Genomic DNA, 17,145 nt, shown 5'->3' with positions numbered 1-17,145 from the left:
AATAAACCAATAGTCAACAAAGGAGCAGTCATAAAATGTTATTTAATTTCGATCGCGAAATCATTTTAGTAGTTGATGATAATCCAACTAATCTAGAATTATTATATAACGCTTTGGGTTCATCTGGCTATGAAGTTTTGGTAGAAATGGATGGTTTTAGTGGAATTGAGCAAGCTAAGAACTATCCGCCAGACTTGATTTTGCTAGATGTCCAGATGCCAGGAATTGATGGGTTTGAAACCTGCCGTAAATTGCAGCTTGATCCGTCTACAAAAAACATTCCAGTAATTTTTATGACGGCGCTAACAGATACCACAGACAAAGTGAAGGGATTACACTTAGGAGCAGTAGATTATATTACAAAACCCTTCCGTCATGAAGAAGCACTTGCTCGGATTCAAACCCATTTAAAAATTCGCCGCTTGAGCTTAGAACTTGAACAACAAAAACAAGAACTTGAGGAAATTGTTCAAAAACGCACAGCCGAACTAACCTGCACGCTACAAGAACTAAAAAAAACACAATTGCAATTAATTCAAAATGAAAAACTGTCTACAATTGGTCAGTTGGTTTCTGGCATTGCTCATGAGATTAATAATCCAGTTGGTTGTATTTATGGCAATTTAGAGCAAGCGAGTCTTGCTGTTAAAGATGCGGTTGATTATATACGTCTTTATCAAGCCAAGTTTCCAAATCCTGGCATAGAAATTGAACAAAAAGCGGAAGAGATTGATCTTGAATATCTTCTAGAAGATTTACCAAAAATGTTCTTATCTATGCATACAGGAATCGATAGAATTCGCAATATTAGTACATCCCTTAGAACATTCTCCCGTGCTGATGTAGATTACAAGGTATCAGTTGACATCCATGAGGGACTTGAGAGTACCTTGATGATTCTGCAACATCGTTTGAAAGCTCAGAATTATCGTCCAGCAATTCAAATCATTAAAAATTATGGTGAAATTCCTAAAGTTGAGTGTTATTTAGGACAACTCAATCAGGTATTTATGAATATTTTGGCAAATGCAATCGACGCAGTGGAAGAAGCGAACTTGGGTCACACCTATGAAGCGATTAAAGAAAATCCCAACCATATTATTGTTCAAACCGAAATGAAAGATGAACATCAGGTTGCAGTCCGAATTGCAGATAATGGCATGGGGATGACGAAAGATATCAAGCAACGCATTTTTGACCATCTATTCACGACTAAACCTGTTGGAAAAGGAACAGGTTTAGGATTAACGATTGCTCATCAAATTATTGTTGAAAAGCACGGAGGAACGCTCGAAGTCAATTCTGAATGGGGACGAGGCACAGAGTTTGTGGTAACGCTTCCGATTGTGTAATCTAGTCTTTAAAACTAGATTAGATGAATCAATCCCTCAATCAGCTCTAGTTTTGACTGTAAAATTATTAGTGAAACTGCTGCTGTAAGGTGGCAATAATTTTGAGAGCAGCTTGTAGTTCTTGGATAGCGATCGCCCGATCAACGATCGTGTTAACCAGTTGAGCTGTGGGTAACGGGAACATCCCCTAAATTGCAAATACACGCCCGTTGGTACAATCCTATTCTTTACCAGTGGCAAGAGTGCGAAATGGATGCAACGCCTGCCAGTGGTAAAGGATTTAAAAAAGCGCAATTAGTAAGGCAATGGGTGCTGCAAGTAATATCCACATCGTCGGCTGCAAACCATACTGTTGAGCAACCAAACCCAGTGCAAACGGAGCTAACCCCCCCACAAAACCTGCCAGGTTGTTGAGCGTCATGACGGTTCCGCTCTGCCCCGGCATCGCTGTGTACAATTGCCCCTGGAGAATAGAGTACCATCCGGAATTAAGGAGGCCCAGAAAGCAAAGAATGACCAGCTTGAGATTGATATTGGGTACAAGCAAAAAAGCTGGATAAAGACACAAAACAAGGATAGCGCTAACCTTCAAATAAGCAAGTCCTTGCACTCGTTCGAGTAAGGGAATCAGGAGAAAATCTCCCAATAAGCCAAACCCCAACCAGGCTGTGAGAGCGAAACTCGCCTGCGTGTTGTTTACACCCACGACATCAACGAAATATAGTGCCAAAAAGCCACTCAAAATATCCAGCATTAAATCGGAAAATTGCAACAACGTTAACCAACGCAACACGTTACCTCGTTTTAAGCTTTGGATGGCATAACGGATGCCATCTTTGAAGCTGTGCGTGGGTTGATCAATATCAGAGGATGCCGTTGGAGTTGCGATTGGATACTGCCACAACATTCCTACAAGTAATACCGTCAGTAGCGCCAATATTAAAAATACACTCCGCCAACTTTGATGGAATGCGATCGCACCCGCTAAAGCCAAAGGTCCAAGGACATTGCCAAGCGAACCCGCCAATGCCCACCGTGCCATGTTTTGTTCGTGGCGCGTCGGTTCCATGTCCATCAGTGTCGCCTGGGAAAGACTGACAAAGGCCCCAGATGCCGGATAAAACAGCACAAAGGCGACTAATAACCACGAAAAGTTATCGCTAAGAGAGATGAGGAGTAATGCGATCGCAAACCCAACACCTCCCCCCAAAATCAATTGCCGTCGTTGACCAATATCTCCCCAGATTCCCAAAATTGGCTCTATCAGGCTGCTGACCGTGTTGGGTATCGTCAGCAACAGCCCCACTTGCACATAGGAAAGATGCAGATCATTCCGAATCAACGGATAAGCAGCACCCCGCACTCCATCCACCAGCTCGTCTAATAATTCAATCACCAGGAAGATAATCGTTAATAGAATCACAGTCCTGGTCGTTTTGTTTTTACCATCCAATGACATCGTGAAATTCTCCCATCCTCAAAATTTGAACACCAGCGCAACATCTTCAAGGGCGTTGGCGAGGGGAGGGGGAATCCACGAACAGACTCTCCGCCTTAGTTGTAAGGCGAATCGCGCGTTGGATTGAGTTCTAGAAGCTTACCAGGGAGGAAAAATCATAAAGGCGAAGGGCAAGGAAAAGGCTTGCAAATACGTCTGTAGCCTATTGTAGGCATACCAGAAGAGATTGTCTTTTTTACGAGTTGAATAAGACTCAAAATTTGTAACAACACACATATACTGTCCAGGCGGTTGGAATGCTATATGGCCAGAATCTATACAACATCCCAATTTGGAGAATTAGACAGGAGCTGCCAAATCACGAGTTAGGTGTACTACAAGATAAATATATGGTATGTCTTCATATCGATCCCTAAATTGAGAGCATGACGACGTTCCTTACAGACTCAGCTGACATCGCCAGGATTCATTTCTCTTCAAAGCTGAATTTGAAGCAGCGTAGTGAATTGGGACAGTTTATGACTCCTGCTCCGGTTGCTCGTTTTATGGCGAGACAATTTAGCAGTCTATCCGGTCACGTCAACCTTCTAGATCCCGGAGCCGGAGTTGGGGCATTAACGGCTGCCTTTGTAGAGCGACTATTGGCAAATCCTAACAAGGTTGAGAGCTGTTTCATAACAGCATATGAAGTTGAATCAACTTTTTTATCATCTTTGAAAGAATGCCTCATAAAGTGTTGTGTAGCTTTAGAAAGCAGAGGGATTCAAGCAAATTACTGTTTACATGAAGAAAGCTTTATAAAGTCCTTTACTGAAATAAATTTGCCGCTTTTTAGTAAGTCCTCTATTCGTTTTACTCACGCGATTCTGAATCCACCTTATAAGAAAATTAACAAGCAATCAATTGAAAATAAAACTCTTTCAAACTTTGGGATTGAAACTGTAAATTTATATAGTGCGTTTGTTTGGCTTACTGTATTACAGCTTGCCGAGAACGGAGAGATAGTTGCAATTACGCCTAGAAGTTTCTGTAATGGTGCTTATTATCGTCCTTTCCGTAAAGCTTTTCTTGAAAAAATCAAACTTAAAAAAGTTCATGTTTTTGAGAGCCGCTCGACCGCCTTTTGCGAGGATGGCGTATTGCAAGAAAATATCATCTTTCATGCTTTAAAGTCCGGAGAAAAGCCTAATCATGTAGAAATAAGTAGTAGTTCTGGAACCAATGCAAATGATTTTTTAGAATTACGAGTCATTCCTTATAACCAAGTTGTTGAAACAAATGACTCGGAAAGCTTTATTCATATTGTCACAAACCCTCTTGAAGATGCTTTAAAAGTGCAAATGGATAAATTTCCATCCACTTTGGATGAAATTGGGTTGGAAATTTCAACAGGCCCAGTTGTTGATTTTCGTCTCAGCTCAGCTTTGAGAAATTACTTGGATGAGCAAAGTGTTCCACTACTTTACCCAGAAGCTATGAAAGCAGGGAAAGTTTTATTTCCACCCAACAATCCTCGCAAGTCGATCGCAATTGAACAAAACCAAGAAACAGGAAAATGGTTAGTTCAATCGGGTTGGTACGTTTTAACAAAGCGTTTTTCTGCTAAAGAGGAAAAGCGTCGTATTGTTGCTGCTGTGTGTCCTCCCGTAAATGCGCCAGCACTAGGCATAGAGAATCATCTTAATTACTACCATGCTAGAGGTAAGGGAATGAATCCCGACCTTGCACGAGGATTATCTGCATTCCTCAATTCAACTTTATTTGACAGTTACTTCCGGCAGTTCAGTGGACACACACAAGTCAACGCAACGGATTTGCGTAAAATTAAATATCCTTGCAAAGATGATCTAATGCGACTTGGAAAACAAATTAGTGATTCTCACTTTGATCAAGAGCAACTTGATACGGTTGTACACAAAACTCTGTCAATTATGAGCGAAGCAATAAATGCAGTTCAGGCTGGCAAACGCATTGAGGAAGCACTTGCAATTCTCAAAGATATTTCTGCTCCCAGAGAGCAGCAGAACGAACGATCAGCACTTTGCTTACTTGCATTAGCAGACATTCGGCCTGAAACATCTTGGAATCAAGCGACAACACCAAGACGCGGAATTACAGAAATGATGGATTGGTTCCGTGATTACTACGGAAAACAATATGCACCAAATACACGCGAAACAGTTCGACGGCAGACAATGCACCAGTTTGTGCAGATGGGGATAGTTGTTGAGAATCCAGATCGACCTGATCGACCAATTAACAGCCCCAAATGGTGTTATCAACTTCATCAACAAGCATTGTCACTTCTTAAAGCCTATGGATCTGAGCAATGGGAAGAAGCCCGTCGAAATTATGCTGTTTCAGTCACAAATCTATTGCAGTCTAGGAAGCGAAATATCCCGACAATTCCCGTAAGTTTGCCTAATGGTCAAGCCATTCAGCTATCATCAGGTGGACAAAATATTTTGATAAAAGATATTTTGGAAAGCTTCTGTCCTAGATTTACACCTGGAGGTTTAGTTCTGTATGTTGGCGATGCCGGAAATAAGTTCATCATCAATGAAACTCAGAAATTCCGAGAAATAGGGATTGAATTAGATCCTCACGGTAAAATGCCAGACATTGTAGTTCACTATGAGCAGCAAGATTGGCTTGTATTGATAGAGGCTGTGATTAGTCATGGTCCAGTCAACTTGAAACGTCACAATGAATTAAAGCGGCTCTTTCAGTCGAGTCGTAAAGGATTGGTTTTTGTTACGGCTTTCCCAAGCCGTAAGGAAATGACTCGGTATCTTGCTGAGATTTCTTGGGAAACAGAAGTTTGGGTAGCAGATCAACCAGATCACATGATTCATTTCAACGGGGAGAGATTTCTTGGACCCTATGAAGATCCAGAGAATTGTTCTTAAATATCTGGCACAGTACACCTAACACGACACAACAAGCGATCGCTTAAATCAGCACTTGACATTCTTGGATAGTTTATTTAACTTTATAGTTAATTAACTTTACGGTTAAATACAAGTGTCTTCCGATCAACTGAGCGTCACCTTTGCCGCCCTTGCCGATCCTACCCGGCGTGCAATCCTAGCTCACCTAGCCAAGGGTGAGGCATCGGTCACGGAGTTAGCAGAACCCTTTGAGATGAGCCTTCCTGCCATCTCCAAGCATCTCAAGGTGCTGGAGCGTGCGGGACTGATCGCGCGGGGTCGAGAGGCTCAATGGCGACCCTGCCAGATCAAAGCGGAGCCACTCAAGGACGCAATGGATTGGATCGAGCAATATCGCCAATTTTGGGAAGAGAGACTTGATCGGCTGGATGATTACCTGCACGAGTTACAAACCCAGGAGAAACAAGATGGGCAATAAAAATGATTCCATTGATGCTCAAAGCGAGGGTCTACGACCGACCTCCGGTCAACGCGAGATCGTCATCACCCGCGTCTTCAACGCGCCGCGCGAACTCGTATTCAAGGCGTGGACTGACCCGGAACACGTAGCGCAGTGGTGGGGGCCGAAAGGTTTCACGACCAAGGTGACTGAGCTGGATCTGCGTCCAGGCGGTAAATCGCGCTACGTCATGATTGGCCCAGACGGCACAGAGTACCCAGGCAAAGGTGTCTTCCGCGAAGTTGTGCCTCTTGAACGGATTGTTACCACTGATGAATTTGATGAAGGCTTTGAAAAGGTCGTGAACGCCGATCTGCCAAAAGGAATGGTGATGACGGTGCTTTTCGAGGATTTGGACGGCAAGACCAAGCTCACACTCCGCATTGTGCATGAGTCTGCCGAAGACCGCCGGAAGCATGAGGAGATGGGGGTTATTGGTGGGTGGAACTCCAGCTTTGACTGCCTTGATGAGTTCTTGGCGACGGCTTGAGTCTCCTTTACCACCCATGAGACGGTCAACTGGTGGTCTTTTGTGAAACGACTCAAGCGGAACATTAGTGTCGCCTTGCCGATACTTCCATATATGCAATGAACTCTCAAAAGGAGAAAAGATGACTACTAAAATTTTCGTGAATCTGCCCGTAAAAGACCTGAATCAGTCTGTTGAGTTTTTTACGAAACTTGGCTTCAGTTTTAACGCTCAATTTACTGATGAAACGGCGACTTGCATGATTGTCAGCGATGACATCTTCGTGATGCTATTAACTCACGACAAATTTAAGACGTTTACTCCGAAAGAAATTTGTGATGCAACCAAAAGCACAGAAGTCCTGGTTTGCTTATCTTCTGACAGCCGAGAAAAAGTCGATGAAATGGTTCGCAAGGCAGTCGCCGCTGGTGGATCAACTTACAATGAACCACAAGACCACGGTTTTATGTACGCACATGGGTTTCAAGATTTAGATAGCCACATTTGGGAACTTGTCTACATGGAACCTAGTGCAATAAATCAAGGTTGAAAATGGAATCAGAGGAATGCCATTCAAGGGTCGATCGTTGTGGTAGTGAAAGTAATTTCGGGTTGAACGATCGCTAAGGCAGATTGCAATGCCCGATTTTCCATTTGGTAAATTTGTGGCGATCGCATATCTAGATATTTGCCCACAACTCAATCGGTAGTCCCCGAACTGTCATCAACTGTTCGGGGTGACAAGGATGTGCAAACCGTTGCTAATATCAACTCCGCTCAAGCTTCGGATTCCTTGAGAAGATTCATTAAGCTATCGATCAGGCGATCGCTCTCCATCGGCAGAATATCCTGACCGTGAAGCATTTTCTGTACCATCATGAAATGAACTAATGCACCTAAAAAAATACGTGCGGTTGCTTCGGGATCGGCAATCTTTAAGTTTGGACTCGATGCCAGATACTGGCTCAATGTTTCAACGCCCGGTTTTACCAACGTGCGAACAAAGATTTGCGCCAGTTCGGGAAAGCGTCCAGACTCGCCAATAATTAGCCGCAACAGGGCAATTTCTTCACCATCGCAAATGATCTCATTCAGTGCCTTCGTTAATAGCTGCCGCAGCACCACGAAAGCATCTCCTTCCGACGGCAGAAAACGTTGGATGATGGAAAACTTTCTTTGAGCAAACCGTTGGACGAGGGCAGTGAACAGTCCTTCTTTATCTTGAAAGTAGGTGTAAACCGTTGGTTTGGATACGCCAGCCGTCTTCGCCACCCGATCCATGCTAGTCGCGGCATAGCCATGCACCAGAAACTCTTGCATTGCGCCTGTCAATATCTGTTCGGCTTTCTCTGCTAACCCATCCTGCTTCGGTTCCGTCATCTTCGTCCGTCTCATTCATTCCTGATCTGATTGTCACAGTCATTCTAGGGGTATTCGCTTTGAGGAGTTCTAGAGAATTTTCAGGACTCCCTTGACGTTATTGTACTAAACCGTTTAGTTTAGTTGTATGAAAACTAAACCGTTTAGTTTAGTCCCTTCCTAGAACTGGGGAATCTGACAGATGATGCAAGAAGTGGCAGCAGGTAATCCATCCTCTAAACGTCTTTCTCGACCACTGACTCTGCTGGCGATCGCTGCAACCTTGGCAACAGGTGGAGTGATGGCATATACCGTTTGGGCGGGGCGTATCCAGCAATCCAGTACGACCCCATCCACAGCGATCAGTACGCCCCAAATCAAAACCGTGACGGCGTTGGGACGGCTAGAGCCAGAAGGGGAAGCGATCGCGCTTTCTGCACCCACATCTGCGGAGGGGAATCGAGTGGATCAACTGTTAGTCAAAGAAGGCGATCGCGTTCGCAAGGGACAAGCAATTGCGGTACTCAACAGTCGCGATCGCCTCCAGGCATCTGTGATGCAGGCACAAGAACAGGTGCGAGTTGCCCAAGCCAAACTGGATCAGGTGCGTGCAGGGGCGAAGACGGGCGAAATCCAGGCGCAACGCTCCCAGATAGCCCAACTAGAAGCTGAACGGGTTGGGGACTTGAACGCGCAAGCCGCTACCGTTGCCCGTCTGGAAGCGGAAGTGCAAAATGCACAGGTGGAGTACCAGCGCTACGCATTGCTTTACCAGAACGGAGCGGTTTCGGCATCCCAACGCGATAGTAAGCGACTGACACTGACAACTGCCCAAAAGCAACTGCAAGAAGCGCAAGCCGCCCGCGATCGCACTCGGAATTCTCGCCAACAGCAACTGAATGAAGCCCGCGCCACCTTGGATCGAATTGCAGAGGTGCGCCCAGTAGACGTGCAGGTAGCCCACGCCGATGTTCGGCAAGCCTTAGCAGCCGTTGAGCAAGCCAAGGCAAACTTAGAGCAGGCATCCGTGCGATCGCCTCAAGATGGTCAAATCCTCAAAATCTACACCCGTCCCGGCGAACTAATTAGCAACGACGGAATTGCCGAAATTGGGCGAACTCAGCAGATGTTTGCGATCGCAGAAGTTTATCAGAGTGACATCAAGAAGATCCGTCCAGGACAAACGGCGCGGGTGAGTAGTGACTCGATTGACAGCGAACTCAGCGGGACTGTCGAACAGGTTGGCTACAAAGTGCTGCGCCAAGACATTGTGAACAGCGATCCCTCCGCCAATATTGATGGGCGCATTGTGGAAGTCAAAATTCGTCTGGATGCAGACTCTACTCGCAAGGCTGCCCGACTCACGAATCAGCAAGTTAAGGTGGTCATTGAACTATAGCAATCCTAATTAATTCAAAAAATCAGGGATCTCTCTTCTTACTCATCCTTCGCGCTCTATAGCGCTAACGCGCATGGCTTCGCTAGTGCGTCTTCGCGGTTCCTAAAAAAATTTACAACGCAAATAGGACTGCTATATGATTGGCTTGATTCAACAACTCCAACGTCGAACACCGTTAGGATGGCTGCAACTAAGTCATCAAAAAGGAAAACTGGTCGTTGCGTGTGCGGGTGTTGTGTTTGCAGATGTCTTGATGTTGATGCAGTTGGGGTTTCAGAGTGCGCTATTCAACAGTGCCGTTTTAGTCCACAATAGCGTTCGCGCCGATGTCGTTCTGCTCAGCCCTCAAGCTCGCAATCTATCAAATATGTCGTCCTTCCCGCGACGGCGTTTGTACCAGTCGATGGATATTCCAGGCGTTCAGTCTGCGGAAGCACTCTACGCCAACATGGTGAACTGGAAGCATCCCACCACCCAGCGCGAAACGAGTATGCTGATGTTGGGATTTGACCCTAACAGCTCAGTCTTTGAGCAACCAGACATTAACCAACAATTAAACCAGATTAAGCTGCCTAACACAGTTTTGTTTGACAGCGGTAGCCGTGGAGACTACAAAGCAGCGATCGCGCAACTCGAACAAAACCAGCCACTGAAGACAGAAATTGAGCGGCATAGTATTACCGTTGCTGGCAAAATTCGCATCGGATCTTCCTTTGGTGCAGACGGACACCTGATTACCAGCGACCAAAACTTTCTGCGGTTGTTTCCCCGCAGACAGGCAAGCAGCGTCAGTGTCGGCTTACTGCAACTGCAACCCGGAACCGATGCAGTGCAAACGGTACAAGCTTTGAAAGCACACTTGCCGAATGATGTTCAGGTTCTGACTCGGCAGGAATTTATCGAGTTTGAAAGAAGCTACTGGGCAAAGAATACACCGATTGGATTTATTTTTAACTTGGGCGTGACAATGGGCTTCATTGTTGGCGTTATCATTGTCTACCAAGTTCTCTCAACAGATGTGAATGCTCACATGGGAGAATACGCCACTTTCAAGGCAATGGGCTATCGCAATCGCTACCTACTCATGGTGGTGTTTGAAGAAGCCGTTATCTTAGCAATCATCGGCTTTATCCCTAGTATTGCCATTTCCGCAGGACTGTACCGCCTGACTCGTAATGCGACGAATTTGCCTCTGTACATGACTGTGGCGCGAGGGATTTTCGTGCTGATGTTGACGATGGTGATGTGTACCCTTTCTGGAGCGATCGCTACCCGCAAATTGCAATCAGCTGACCCGGCTGATATGTTTTAGGTTTATATTATGTCTCCTCAACCTGTCATCTCTATTCACAACCTCGATCACTACTTTGGTCAAGATCAACTCCGCAAACAAGTTTTATTTGACATCAGTTTAGAAATCAATGCTGGTGAGATTATCATCATGACCGGGCCTTCTGGTTCCGGCAAAACCACGCTGCTAACTTTAGTTGGTGGATTGCGATCTGCCCAATCGGGTAGTCTCAAGGTGTTAGGACAAGAACTCTGTGGTGCAAATCCGACAGCACTGGTACAAGCGCGACGGCACAATGGTTATATCTTTCAGGCGCACAACTTGCACGGTAGCTTAACGGCACTCCAGAACGTCAAGATGGGCTTAGAGTTGCACAAGGATATTTCTCCACACCAGATGCGCCAGCGCTCAGCCGAAATGCTAGAACAGGTAGGACTGGGAAATCGGATCAATTACTATCCCGCCGATCTGTCGGGTGGGCAAAAGCAACGAGTAGCGATCGCCCGCGCCTTGGTGAGTCATCCCAAACTGATTCTTGCTGACGAACCGACTGCTGCTCTCGATAGCAAATCCGGTCGTGAAGTCGTTAGCCTGATGCAAATACTGGCAAAAGAACAAGGTTGTACCATTCTATTGGTGACTCATGACAACCGCATTTTGGATATTGCCGATCGCATTGTTCACATGGAAGATGGATACTTAGCAAGTGATACTGCGCTGGCATCAGTCGCTTAGAAATTATTTGTAACATAGATGATCTAAATGCAATATGCAACTTTAATGAAGCCACCGAACGCGAATGCAGGAAAGCGTTGACGGATTTCAAAATTTGCTACCACACCATCACAAACAGGCATCCTGACATCCACCTGGAAGCGATCGCACGGATATTGCTTCTCACCATTGGCTTTACTATACTGACACTCTGAAACTATGACGGCAGGCGATCGCGTTGATGTCTACGTGCAGCTAAAATCATCTGGTGCGATAGCGTTAGCGAAGCGAGGCGTTAGCCTAGCGCAGAAAGAGTCAGTTCGCTCTGTTTATTCGAGGTTGTGATCGCCTCCGGCACCCGCAAGCCGATCGCCTTGATTTTATCACTGCAATCAAACCCTCTAGCTGTTAATTCCTCTTTTTAGGACTTTAAGCCTCCACTCATTAGAATCAGGTGCATCATCGTCTGATTCATGCACAAGCCGCTCCAGAAGGGCATTGAGTTGAACCACCGTCTCATCTCGGAAGATTTTCCGGATGTCCCGTCCAAGCAGATAAATCGCCGCATCTAGATATTTAATCTGCCCTTCAGCGAGTTCTTCAGCGAGTTCTTCGTACACGCGCTCATCATCGCTGTAATGCACAAGGATGAAGTCGATATCTTGCAAGTCTTTGTTTGTCTTTTCTCGGCGATCGCCCCAAGCAAATAGCTTCAGTACAATGAAACCTGGTGTATCGACGACCTGAAGCTTAAGATCGTCAATTGTCTCTACACTTGCATGGATTAAAGCTTCTTCCAAACCCATGACGTTCATTTGATTGCCGTCAGCCCATTCAATCTGTTGATCTGGCTCACTAATTACCCCAAAAGGCACAATGTCAACTTTTGTTTCAGTTTCAATGTGAATAAAGTTGTGGGGTAATTGGGTTGTGCTAAAGCGAGGAGACGAGCCTTTAGTCATGCGATCGCTCAAGGTTTGAAAATCTGACCAACTCGCTATCGGAATCGCCACATCCCAATCCTTAGTGCTACGTCCTTGAACGTTGTAGTGTTGGTCAAAAATGAGGAGCCTAGCTCCAGCACCAACTATCAGCATTGGTAGTTCCAAAGAATCGACAGCTGCCTTAATATCTGCCAGAACTTTTTTGTCCTTCGGTTCAAGCATCGTTTGCCCTCTGAGCGATATACTTGCCAAAGAGGCGCTCGGCAGTTTCTCGCAAGCGATCGTCGTTGCTTGTTTGCAATTCAGCATGAATGAACACTGGATCGACAAGGGACGTGAATTGATCGCAATTCCAGGCATTATGACTTCCGAATTGTCGCAACAGTGCAATTTCTCCTTGAGGGCTGGGTTTGAGTTTCAGCTTTACAAAGATTGGGCGGTAATCCTCTGGTACATGGAGGGTAGCACCAATGGGGCGCAAATAGTCAGTGGCAAGCGCTGCTCCCAGTTCTCCGCCAATCAGGTAGCCATACTCTTGAGCCTGTCGAGCAATCGCGTCAGCAATCTCGTAGAAAGGACGCTTTCCCACTGGAGTAAAGGTATCAATCAATAACTTAGAACGCAAGCTTTCAACGTAGCCCATCTCCCAACGTTCTAAGAGTTTGATGTAATCCACAATCCTATAATCACCCCGTTTCCGCTGGAGATAGTCGAGTTTATAGAGCTTTTCTAAGGTGTGTCTGACGGTACTCAATGAGATTCCGGAGGCTACAGCTAGTTCCCGCTCAAAATCTTTCTCTTTCAAAATATGAGGGAATTTCAGCAAGACATAGATAAGTTGCAGTGAGCTATTTGTAATGTTAGACGTTACGCCTGAATGAGACTGACGGCGTACCAAAATGTAGGTAATTGGACTGTTGAGGTAAATATTACCCGTTGTATCAATGAATTCAATATTCTTTTTAAGCAACCGATCGACTACTCGTTCAGATAAATTTTGTGTCACCAACAAAGGTCTTTGTTCATCGTCAAGTCTTTGTCTAAAGTGAAGCAGATAGTCAACGATAAAATCAATCGTTTCGCTGGTAATATCCGACTTAATTTCACAAACGTACTCTACCTGTTGCCCAGATCCGTAAAGGATCAGCCGACCATCCGCCAATAGATTATCTGTGATATACGGCAATGCCTCAACCTTTGCCTGAAGGTTCGGCAAGGACTCAAGTAATTTTAGACATTTTTGCAATAGGGGATGCTTCGGCTGCATAGAAATCAACCGTTTCAGATACGCCCATTTTATTCAGTTTGAGCAAGTTTTACGCTGCACTCTATATCTTATTCTAAATGCCTGCTAAAAATCTTCTATTTAGTACTGATTTGATGTACAGCACGGACTTCTAGTATACTGGCGAATCCTATGCAATTAGCCAGCACAGTTTAACATCACCAGAAATTGGGTATATACCAAATAAATCTTCAACACATTTACTGTTATAGACTCTATCGCCGATACCAGAGCATCTACGGTACAGGCGATCGCATCAACGAATGCCAGAGACAAACGGTGCGATCGCTCTCACCCAAAACCCCTCACATCATATATCGCCTCAATTGCGATCATTGGGCAAGACTGGTAACGACTGGAGATTATCGCTGCTATCAAATTGCCGAGTTTAAAAAGCTACAGCAGCTATCCTAATTGTGGGTCTTTTTGTTGTAGGCGTTGCTAGAGTAATCATCGGTGCATGAGAAAATAGATACCCGCAAGAGACTATCTACAGAGGTTGCCAAAGGTCTTCAAAACTATTGGTATGAAGGGCGCTGTCCTCAAAGTGGTGAACTACTGAGACTACCCCGCACCCCGGAAGCAGAAGCGATCGCTAGAGAGTTAATGCAGCATCTTGCCAATAATGACTGTTATTCCGATGAAGGCAAGATGTATGGAATCCTGCTGGTTGAACTGCCGAATGGCGAACAACAGATACTTAAAGCCTTCTCCGGTCTTCTCAATGGTAATAGTACAATCGAGGGCTGGGTGCCGCCAATTCCGGGACGAGACGAAGTTGCTCTAGAAGAAGCCCGCACCTTAGCCCAACTGGAGGCGATTAAGCAGGAATTGATTACCCTAAAGCAACTTCCAGAATGGCAGCAGTACGAAACGCACTCTCGCAAGTTTGAACAGCAGTTGCAAGAAATGAGCGATCGCCATCGAGATTGCAAGCAGCAACGACACCGAAAACGTCAGCGACTCTGCGAAACACTAACTGGAGAAGCGCTGACGATTGCCCTCGAAGAACTTGACGAAGAAAGTCGTCAGCATGGAATTGAGCGACGAATGCTCAAACGCCAGCAGAATAAAGTGTTGCAGCCACTTAAGGAATTGATTGAAGCAACCCAGGAGCGGATGCGCGAACTCAAAAAACAGCGCAAAGAACTATCCCGCGAATTGCAGACTCAGATACACGCGGCATATAGCCTGACTAATTTTGCAGGAGAGTCTCTATCGTTGCAGGAATTGATGCCAGGAGGCTCGATGCCCACTGGAACCGGAGACTGTTGCGCCCCTAAGCTGCTGCACTATGCGGCAACGCATGGACTGAAGCCACTGGCAATGGCAGAGTTTTGGTGGGGGTCATCTTCAGCAGATCGAGACAAAATTCAGGGAGAATTTTATGGAGCCTGTGCAGAACGCTGTCAGCCATTAATGGGATTTCTGCTTTCGGGATTGGAAGCTAACCTCCCCTTCGATCCCCCCCTGCCCCCCCTAAAAAAGGGGGGGAGGGAAGAGGGCGTAAGAAGCCCCTCCCCTATTAGGGGAGGGGTGTGGGGAGAGGTCCCCATTGTTTATGAAGATGAATGGCTGATTGCGATGAACAAACCCGCAGGGTTCCTATCAGTACCTGGTCGTTATCACCACACCTTTGATAGTGTCCTCAGTCGCTTGCGTCATCTGTTACCGGATGGCATGGCGATCGCATCTGTGCATCGTCTGGATCAAGAAACATCTGGTATTCTCTTGCTGGCACGCGATCGCTCAACCCATCGTCAACTCAGTCAGCAGTTTCAGCGGCGGCAAGTTTACAAGGTTTACGAAGCCTTACTTTCCGGTTCGGTGACAATTGAGCAAGGTGCGATCGCACTCCCTTTATGGGGAGATCCGGAAAATCGTCCCTATCAAAAAGTCGATGAACGCGGTAAACCTAGCTTGACTCGCTTCCAAGTTATCGCTAGGGAAGGCGATTGGACTCGCATAGAGTTTATCCCCCTAACTGGACGCACCCATCAGCTACGGGTTCACGCAGCCGATCCGCGAGGACTTGGGGTAACGATATTAGGCGATCGCCTTTACGGATGTCGTGCAACTGTCAGTCGGTTACATCTGCACGCCAGGGAACTTCGCTTTGTGCATCCGCAATCTGGACAACCTTTGCATTTACAAACAAAGACACCGTTTTGATGAATTGCTCTGATGACGGTAACTTATCAAAAGGCGATCGGCGCTTCAAAAAGACCCCCGCAAAACACTGATTCCAAAAGTGGACAAAACACCCCCAGAACCGATGGCAATCGTTTTGCCATCCGGACTAAAGGCAATGCTGGTTGTGTATATGCGACCAAGATTTTGGTCGTTAATAGAAGGCTCAAACAGTGTTTTAAGTAGCGTTCCAGTCCGCAAATTCCACAATTTAACTGAATGATCCCAAGCAGCCGTAACCAGCTTCTGCCCATCAGGGCTAATTGAAATGGAAGCGGAACCTCCGGGTAATGTGTGGAGAAGCTGCTTTGTTCTCAGGTTCCATATCTTGATGGAATCTGCAACGCTGACAAGCGTCTGCCCATCGGGAGCGATCGCAATGGAACTAATTGGGCTAGTCTGTCCTTCGAGAGTACCCAGCAGTTTTCCTGTCTTGACATCCCATAGCTGAATGCTGGTGTCCGTACTGGTATTTTGATCCACATATTCTCCACCGCCAGTCGCGAGTATCTGACTGTTTGGGCTGAGGGCAATCGACCGAATCGGGGTTGATTGTGGATTGATAGTCTGTAGCCGTTTGCCTGTTTTCAGGTTCCACACCAACACTTTCTTGTCATTACTGGCACTGACTAAAGTTTGCCCATCGGCACTGATTTCAAGGTGATTGACTGGTTGTGAATGACCGTTCAAGGTGCGGAGAAGTTTATTCGTTTTCAGATTCCACACCTTAATCGTTTTGTCATTATCCTGTGCCTTACGGTCAACCGTCACCAAGGTTTGGACATTGGGAGTAACCGCAACGACACCTGCGGCATATATTTTTTCATTCAGGGTCCGCAGCAGCTTACCTGTTTTGAGGTTCCACAGCTTGAGTGCCCCGCCAGGGCTATGGCTAAACAGGATTTGACTATTCGTATTGAAGGTTAGAAAAGTAACATCGCTGTTATGCCCGCTTAAATTGTAGATTGGCTCAAAGTCTCTTTTGGAGTTAGCGGTTGTTGAACTGGGTTGGGTTGAGGGTTGGGCTATTGATGGGAGTTTAGCGATCGCGCCAGTGGCAATTGTTGCCATAACAGCCAGAGCGAGCGCGTTTTTCCAAGACAATTGCTTGAGATTTTTCATATAGATAGGTATATAGCTCAGGTAGGACAAAAACTTTATGACTCGCCGATACAATCCAATAAGACGGCAGTTGTATATGCAAATGTTGCCGTCATAACAGCTACAACAGCCCGACCTTAACAAAGCAATTTGCGATCGCACATCACCCAGTTGATTCACCCAACTGATTGA

16 protein-coding genes are annotated in these 17,145 nt (G+C 45.9%); 10 read left to right on the top strand and 6 right to left on the bottom strand.

Annotated elements, in window-relative coordinates:
• The first annotated feature begins 35 nt into the window (after positions 1 to 35).
• Positions 36 to 1,352: a response regulator gene (locus NDI44_RS04135; RefSeq protein ID WP_190412495.1), complete on the top strand. Its 1,317-nt coding sequence runs from the start codon at positions 36 to 38 to the stop codon at positions 1,350 to 1,352.
• A gap of 280 nt (positions 1,353 to 1,632) precedes the next feature.
• Here the strand turns inward: NDI44_RS04135 and NDI44_RS04130 are convergent, their stop codons facing one another.
• The gene (locus NDI44_RS04130) at positions 1,633 to 2,811 is read right to left on the bottom strand and encodes an MFS transporter (RefSeq protein WP_190412494.1); all 1,179 of its coding nucleotides are present in this window, start codon (positions 2,809 to 2,811) and stop codon (positions 1,633 to 1,635) included.
• 425 nt (positions 2,812 to 3,236) lie between these two features.
• Here NDI44_RS04130 and NDI44_RS04125 point away from each other — a divergent pair, with 425 nt between their 5' ends.
• From NDI44_RS04125 to NDI44_RS04110, 4 genes are all read left to right on the top strand, one after another.
• Positions 3,237 to 5,720, top strand: a complete 2,484-nt coding sequence (locus NDI44_RS04125; RefSeq protein WP_190412493.1) for a BsuBI/PstI family type II restriction endonuclease — start codon at positions 3,237 to 3,239, stop codon at positions 5,718 to 5,720.
• A 115-nt stretch (positions 5,721 to 5,835) separates the two neighbouring features.
• Positions 5,836 to 6,180, top strand: coding sequence for a metalloregulator ArsR/SmtB family transcription factor (locus tag NDI44_RS04120; protein WP_190412492.1), 345 nt, complete (start codon positions 5,836 to 5,838; stop codon positions 6,178 to 6,180).
• Positions 6,170 to 6,691, top strand: a complete 522-nt coding sequence (locus tag NDI44_RS04115; protein ID WP_199304830.1) for an SRPBCC domain-containing protein — start codon at positions 6,170 to 6,172, stop codon at positions 6,689 to 6,691. The genes NDI44_RS04120 and NDI44_RS04115 overlap by 11 nt, the downstream gene beginning before the upstream one ends.
• 121 nt (positions 6,692 to 6,812) lie before the next feature.
• Positions 6,813 to 7,220 (top strand): VOC family protein, encoded by a 408-nt coding sequence (locus tag NDI44_RS04110; RefSeq protein WP_190412491.1) that lies wholly within the window; start codon positions 6,813 to 6,815, stop codon positions 7,218 to 7,220.
• 23 nt (positions 7,221 to 7,243) lie between these two features.
• Here NDI44_RS04110 and NDI44_RS04105 read toward each other — a convergent pair whose 3' ends face one another.
• Positions 7,244 to 7,366: a hypothetical protein gene (locus NDI44_RS04105; protein WP_277877555.1), complete on the bottom strand. Its 123-nt coding sequence runs from the start codon at positions 7,364 to 7,366 to the stop codon at positions 7,244 to 7,246.
• An 81-nt stretch (positions 7,367 to 7,447) separates the two neighbouring features.
• Positions 7,448 to 8,065 carry a TetR/AcrR family transcriptional regulator gene (locus tag NDI44_RS04100; protein ID WP_190412490.1) on the bottom strand — a complete coding sequence of 206 codons (618 nt, stop codon included), beginning with the start codon at positions 8,063 to 8,065 and terminating at the stop codon, positions 7,448 to 7,450.
• Between the two features lie 166 nt (positions 8,066 to 8,231).
• Here NDI44_RS04100 and NDI44_RS04095 point away from each other — a divergent pair, with 166 nt between their 5' ends.
• The 3 genes from NDI44_RS04095 (at position 8,232) to NDI44_RS04085 (ending at position 11,454) form a co-directional block, all read left to right on the top strand.
• Entirely contained in the window at positions 8,232 to 9,428 is a 1,197-nt protein-coding gene (locus NDI44_RS04095) for an ABC exporter membrane fusion protein (protein WP_190412489.1), read from the top strand.
• Between the two features lie 136 nt (positions 9,429 to 9,564).
• Positions 9,565 to 10,740, top strand: a complete 1,176-nt coding sequence (gene devC / locus NDI44_RS04090) for an ABC transporter permease DevC (protein ID WP_190412488.1) — start codon at positions 9,565 to 9,567, stop codon at positions 10,738 to 10,740.
• Positions 10,741 to 10,749: 9 nt separating this feature from the next.
• Entirely contained in the window at positions 10,750 to 11,454 is a 705-nt protein-coding gene (locus tag NDI44_RS04085) for a DevA family ABC transporter ATP-binding protein (protein ID WP_190412487.1), read from the top strand.
• 380 nt (positions 11,455 to 11,834) lie between these two features.
• On the opposite strand, the gene NDI44_RS04080 is transcribed toward NDI44_RS04085, so the two are convergent.
• Together NDI44_RS04080 and NDI44_RS04075 are read right to left on the bottom strand one after the other, a co-directional pair.
• Positions 11,835 to 12,599, bottom strand: a complete 765-nt coding sequence (locus tag NDI44_RS04080) for a nucleotidyl transferase AbiEii/AbiGii toxin family protein (RefSeq protein WP_190412486.1) — start codon at positions 12,597 to 12,599, stop codon at positions 11,835 to 11,837.
• Positions 12,592 to 13,644: a type IV toxin-antitoxin system AbiEi family antitoxin gene (locus tag NDI44_RS04075; RefSeq protein WP_190412485.1), complete on the bottom strand. Its 1,053-nt coding sequence runs from the start codon at positions 13,642 to 13,644 to the stop codon at positions 12,592 to 12,594. Before NDI44_RS04075 ends, NDI44_RS04080 begins: the two co-directional genes overlap by 8 nt.
• Positions 13,645 to 13,830: 186 nt before the next feature.
• On the opposite strand from NDI44_RS04075, the gene NDI44_RS04070 reads away from it, so the two are divergent.
• Positions 13,831 to 14,076, top strand: coding sequence for a hypothetical protein (locus NDI44_RS04070; protein WP_190412484.1), 246 nt, complete (start codon positions 13,831 to 13,833; stop codon positions 14,074 to 14,076).
• 42 nt (positions 14,077 to 14,118) lie between these two features.
• Complete coding sequence (locus tag NDI44_RS04065) at positions 14,119 to 15,834, top strand: pseudouridine synthase (RefSeq protein ID WP_339380645.1); 1,716 nt, start codon at positions 14,119 to 14,121, stop codon at positions 15,832 to 15,834.
• 45 nt (positions 15,835 to 15,879) lie between these two features.
• On the opposite strand, the gene NDI44_RS04060 is transcribed toward NDI44_RS04065, so the two are convergent.
• On the bottom strand, positions 15,880 to 16,974 hold the full coding sequence (locus tag NDI44_RS04060) for a WD40 repeat domain-containing protein (RefSeq protein WP_190412483.1): 1,095 nt from the start codon (positions 16,972 to 16,974) through the stop codon (positions 15,880 to 15,882).
• Between the last annotated feature and the right edge of the window lie 171 nt (positions 16,975 to 17,145).

Source organism: Trichocoleus sp. DQ-A3, assembly GCF_039961975.1.
Taxonomy (GTDB): domain Bacteria; phylum Cyanobacteriota; class Cyanobacteriia; order Cyanobacteriales; family FACHB-T130; genus FACHB-T130.
Note: the sequence above shows the minus strand (reverse complement) of the source record. Positions and strands in the feature narration are given on the sequence as shown.

Coding starts and splice junctions, on each gene's coding strand:
- NDI44_RS04110 (WP_190412491.1), top strand. CDS start 6,813: ATGACTACTAAAATTTTCGTGAATCTGCCCGTAAAAGACCTGAATCAG.
- NDI44_RS04095 (WP_190412489.1), top strand. CDS start 8,232: ATGATGCAAGAAGTGGCAGCAGGTAATCCATCCTCTAAACGTCTTTCT.
- NDI44_RS04100 (WP_190412490.1), bottom strand. CDS start 8,065: ATGAGACGGACGAAGATGACGGAACCGAAGCAGGATGGGTTAGCAGAG.
- devC (WP_190412488.1), top strand. CDS start 9,565: ATGATTGGCTTGATTCAACAACTCCAACGTCGAACACCGTTAGGATGG.
- NDI44_RS04080 (WP_190412486.1), bottom strand. CDS start 12,599: ATGCTTGAACCGAAGGACAAAAAAGTTCTGGCAGATATTAAGGCAGCT.
- NDI44_RS04060 (WP_190412483.1), bottom strand. CDS start 16,974: ATGAAAAATCTCAAGCAATTGTCTTGGAAAAACGCGCTCGCTCTGGCT.
- NDI44_RS04085 (WP_190412487.1), top strand. CDS start 10,750: ATGTCTCCTCAACCTGTCATCTCTATTCACAACCTCGATCACTACTTT.
- NDI44_RS04135 (WP_190412495.1), top strand. CDS start 36: ATGTTATTTAATTTCGATCGCGAAATCATTTTAGTAGTTGATGATAAT.
- NDI44_RS04075 (WP_190412485.1), bottom strand. CDS start 13,644: ATGCAGCCGAAGCATCCCCTATTGCAAAAATGTCTAAAATTACTTGAG.
- NDI44_RS04115 (WP_199304830.1), top strand. CDS start 6,170: ATGGGCAATAAAAATGATTCCATTGATGCTCAAAGCGAGGGTCTACGA.
- NDI44_RS04125 (WP_190412493.1), top strand. CDS start 3,237: ATGACGACGTTCCTTACAGACTCAGCTGACATCGCCAGGATTCATTTC.
- NDI44_RS04130 (WP_190412494.1), bottom strand. CDS start 2,811: ATGTCATTGGATGGTAAAAACAAAACGACCAGGACTGTGATTCTATTA.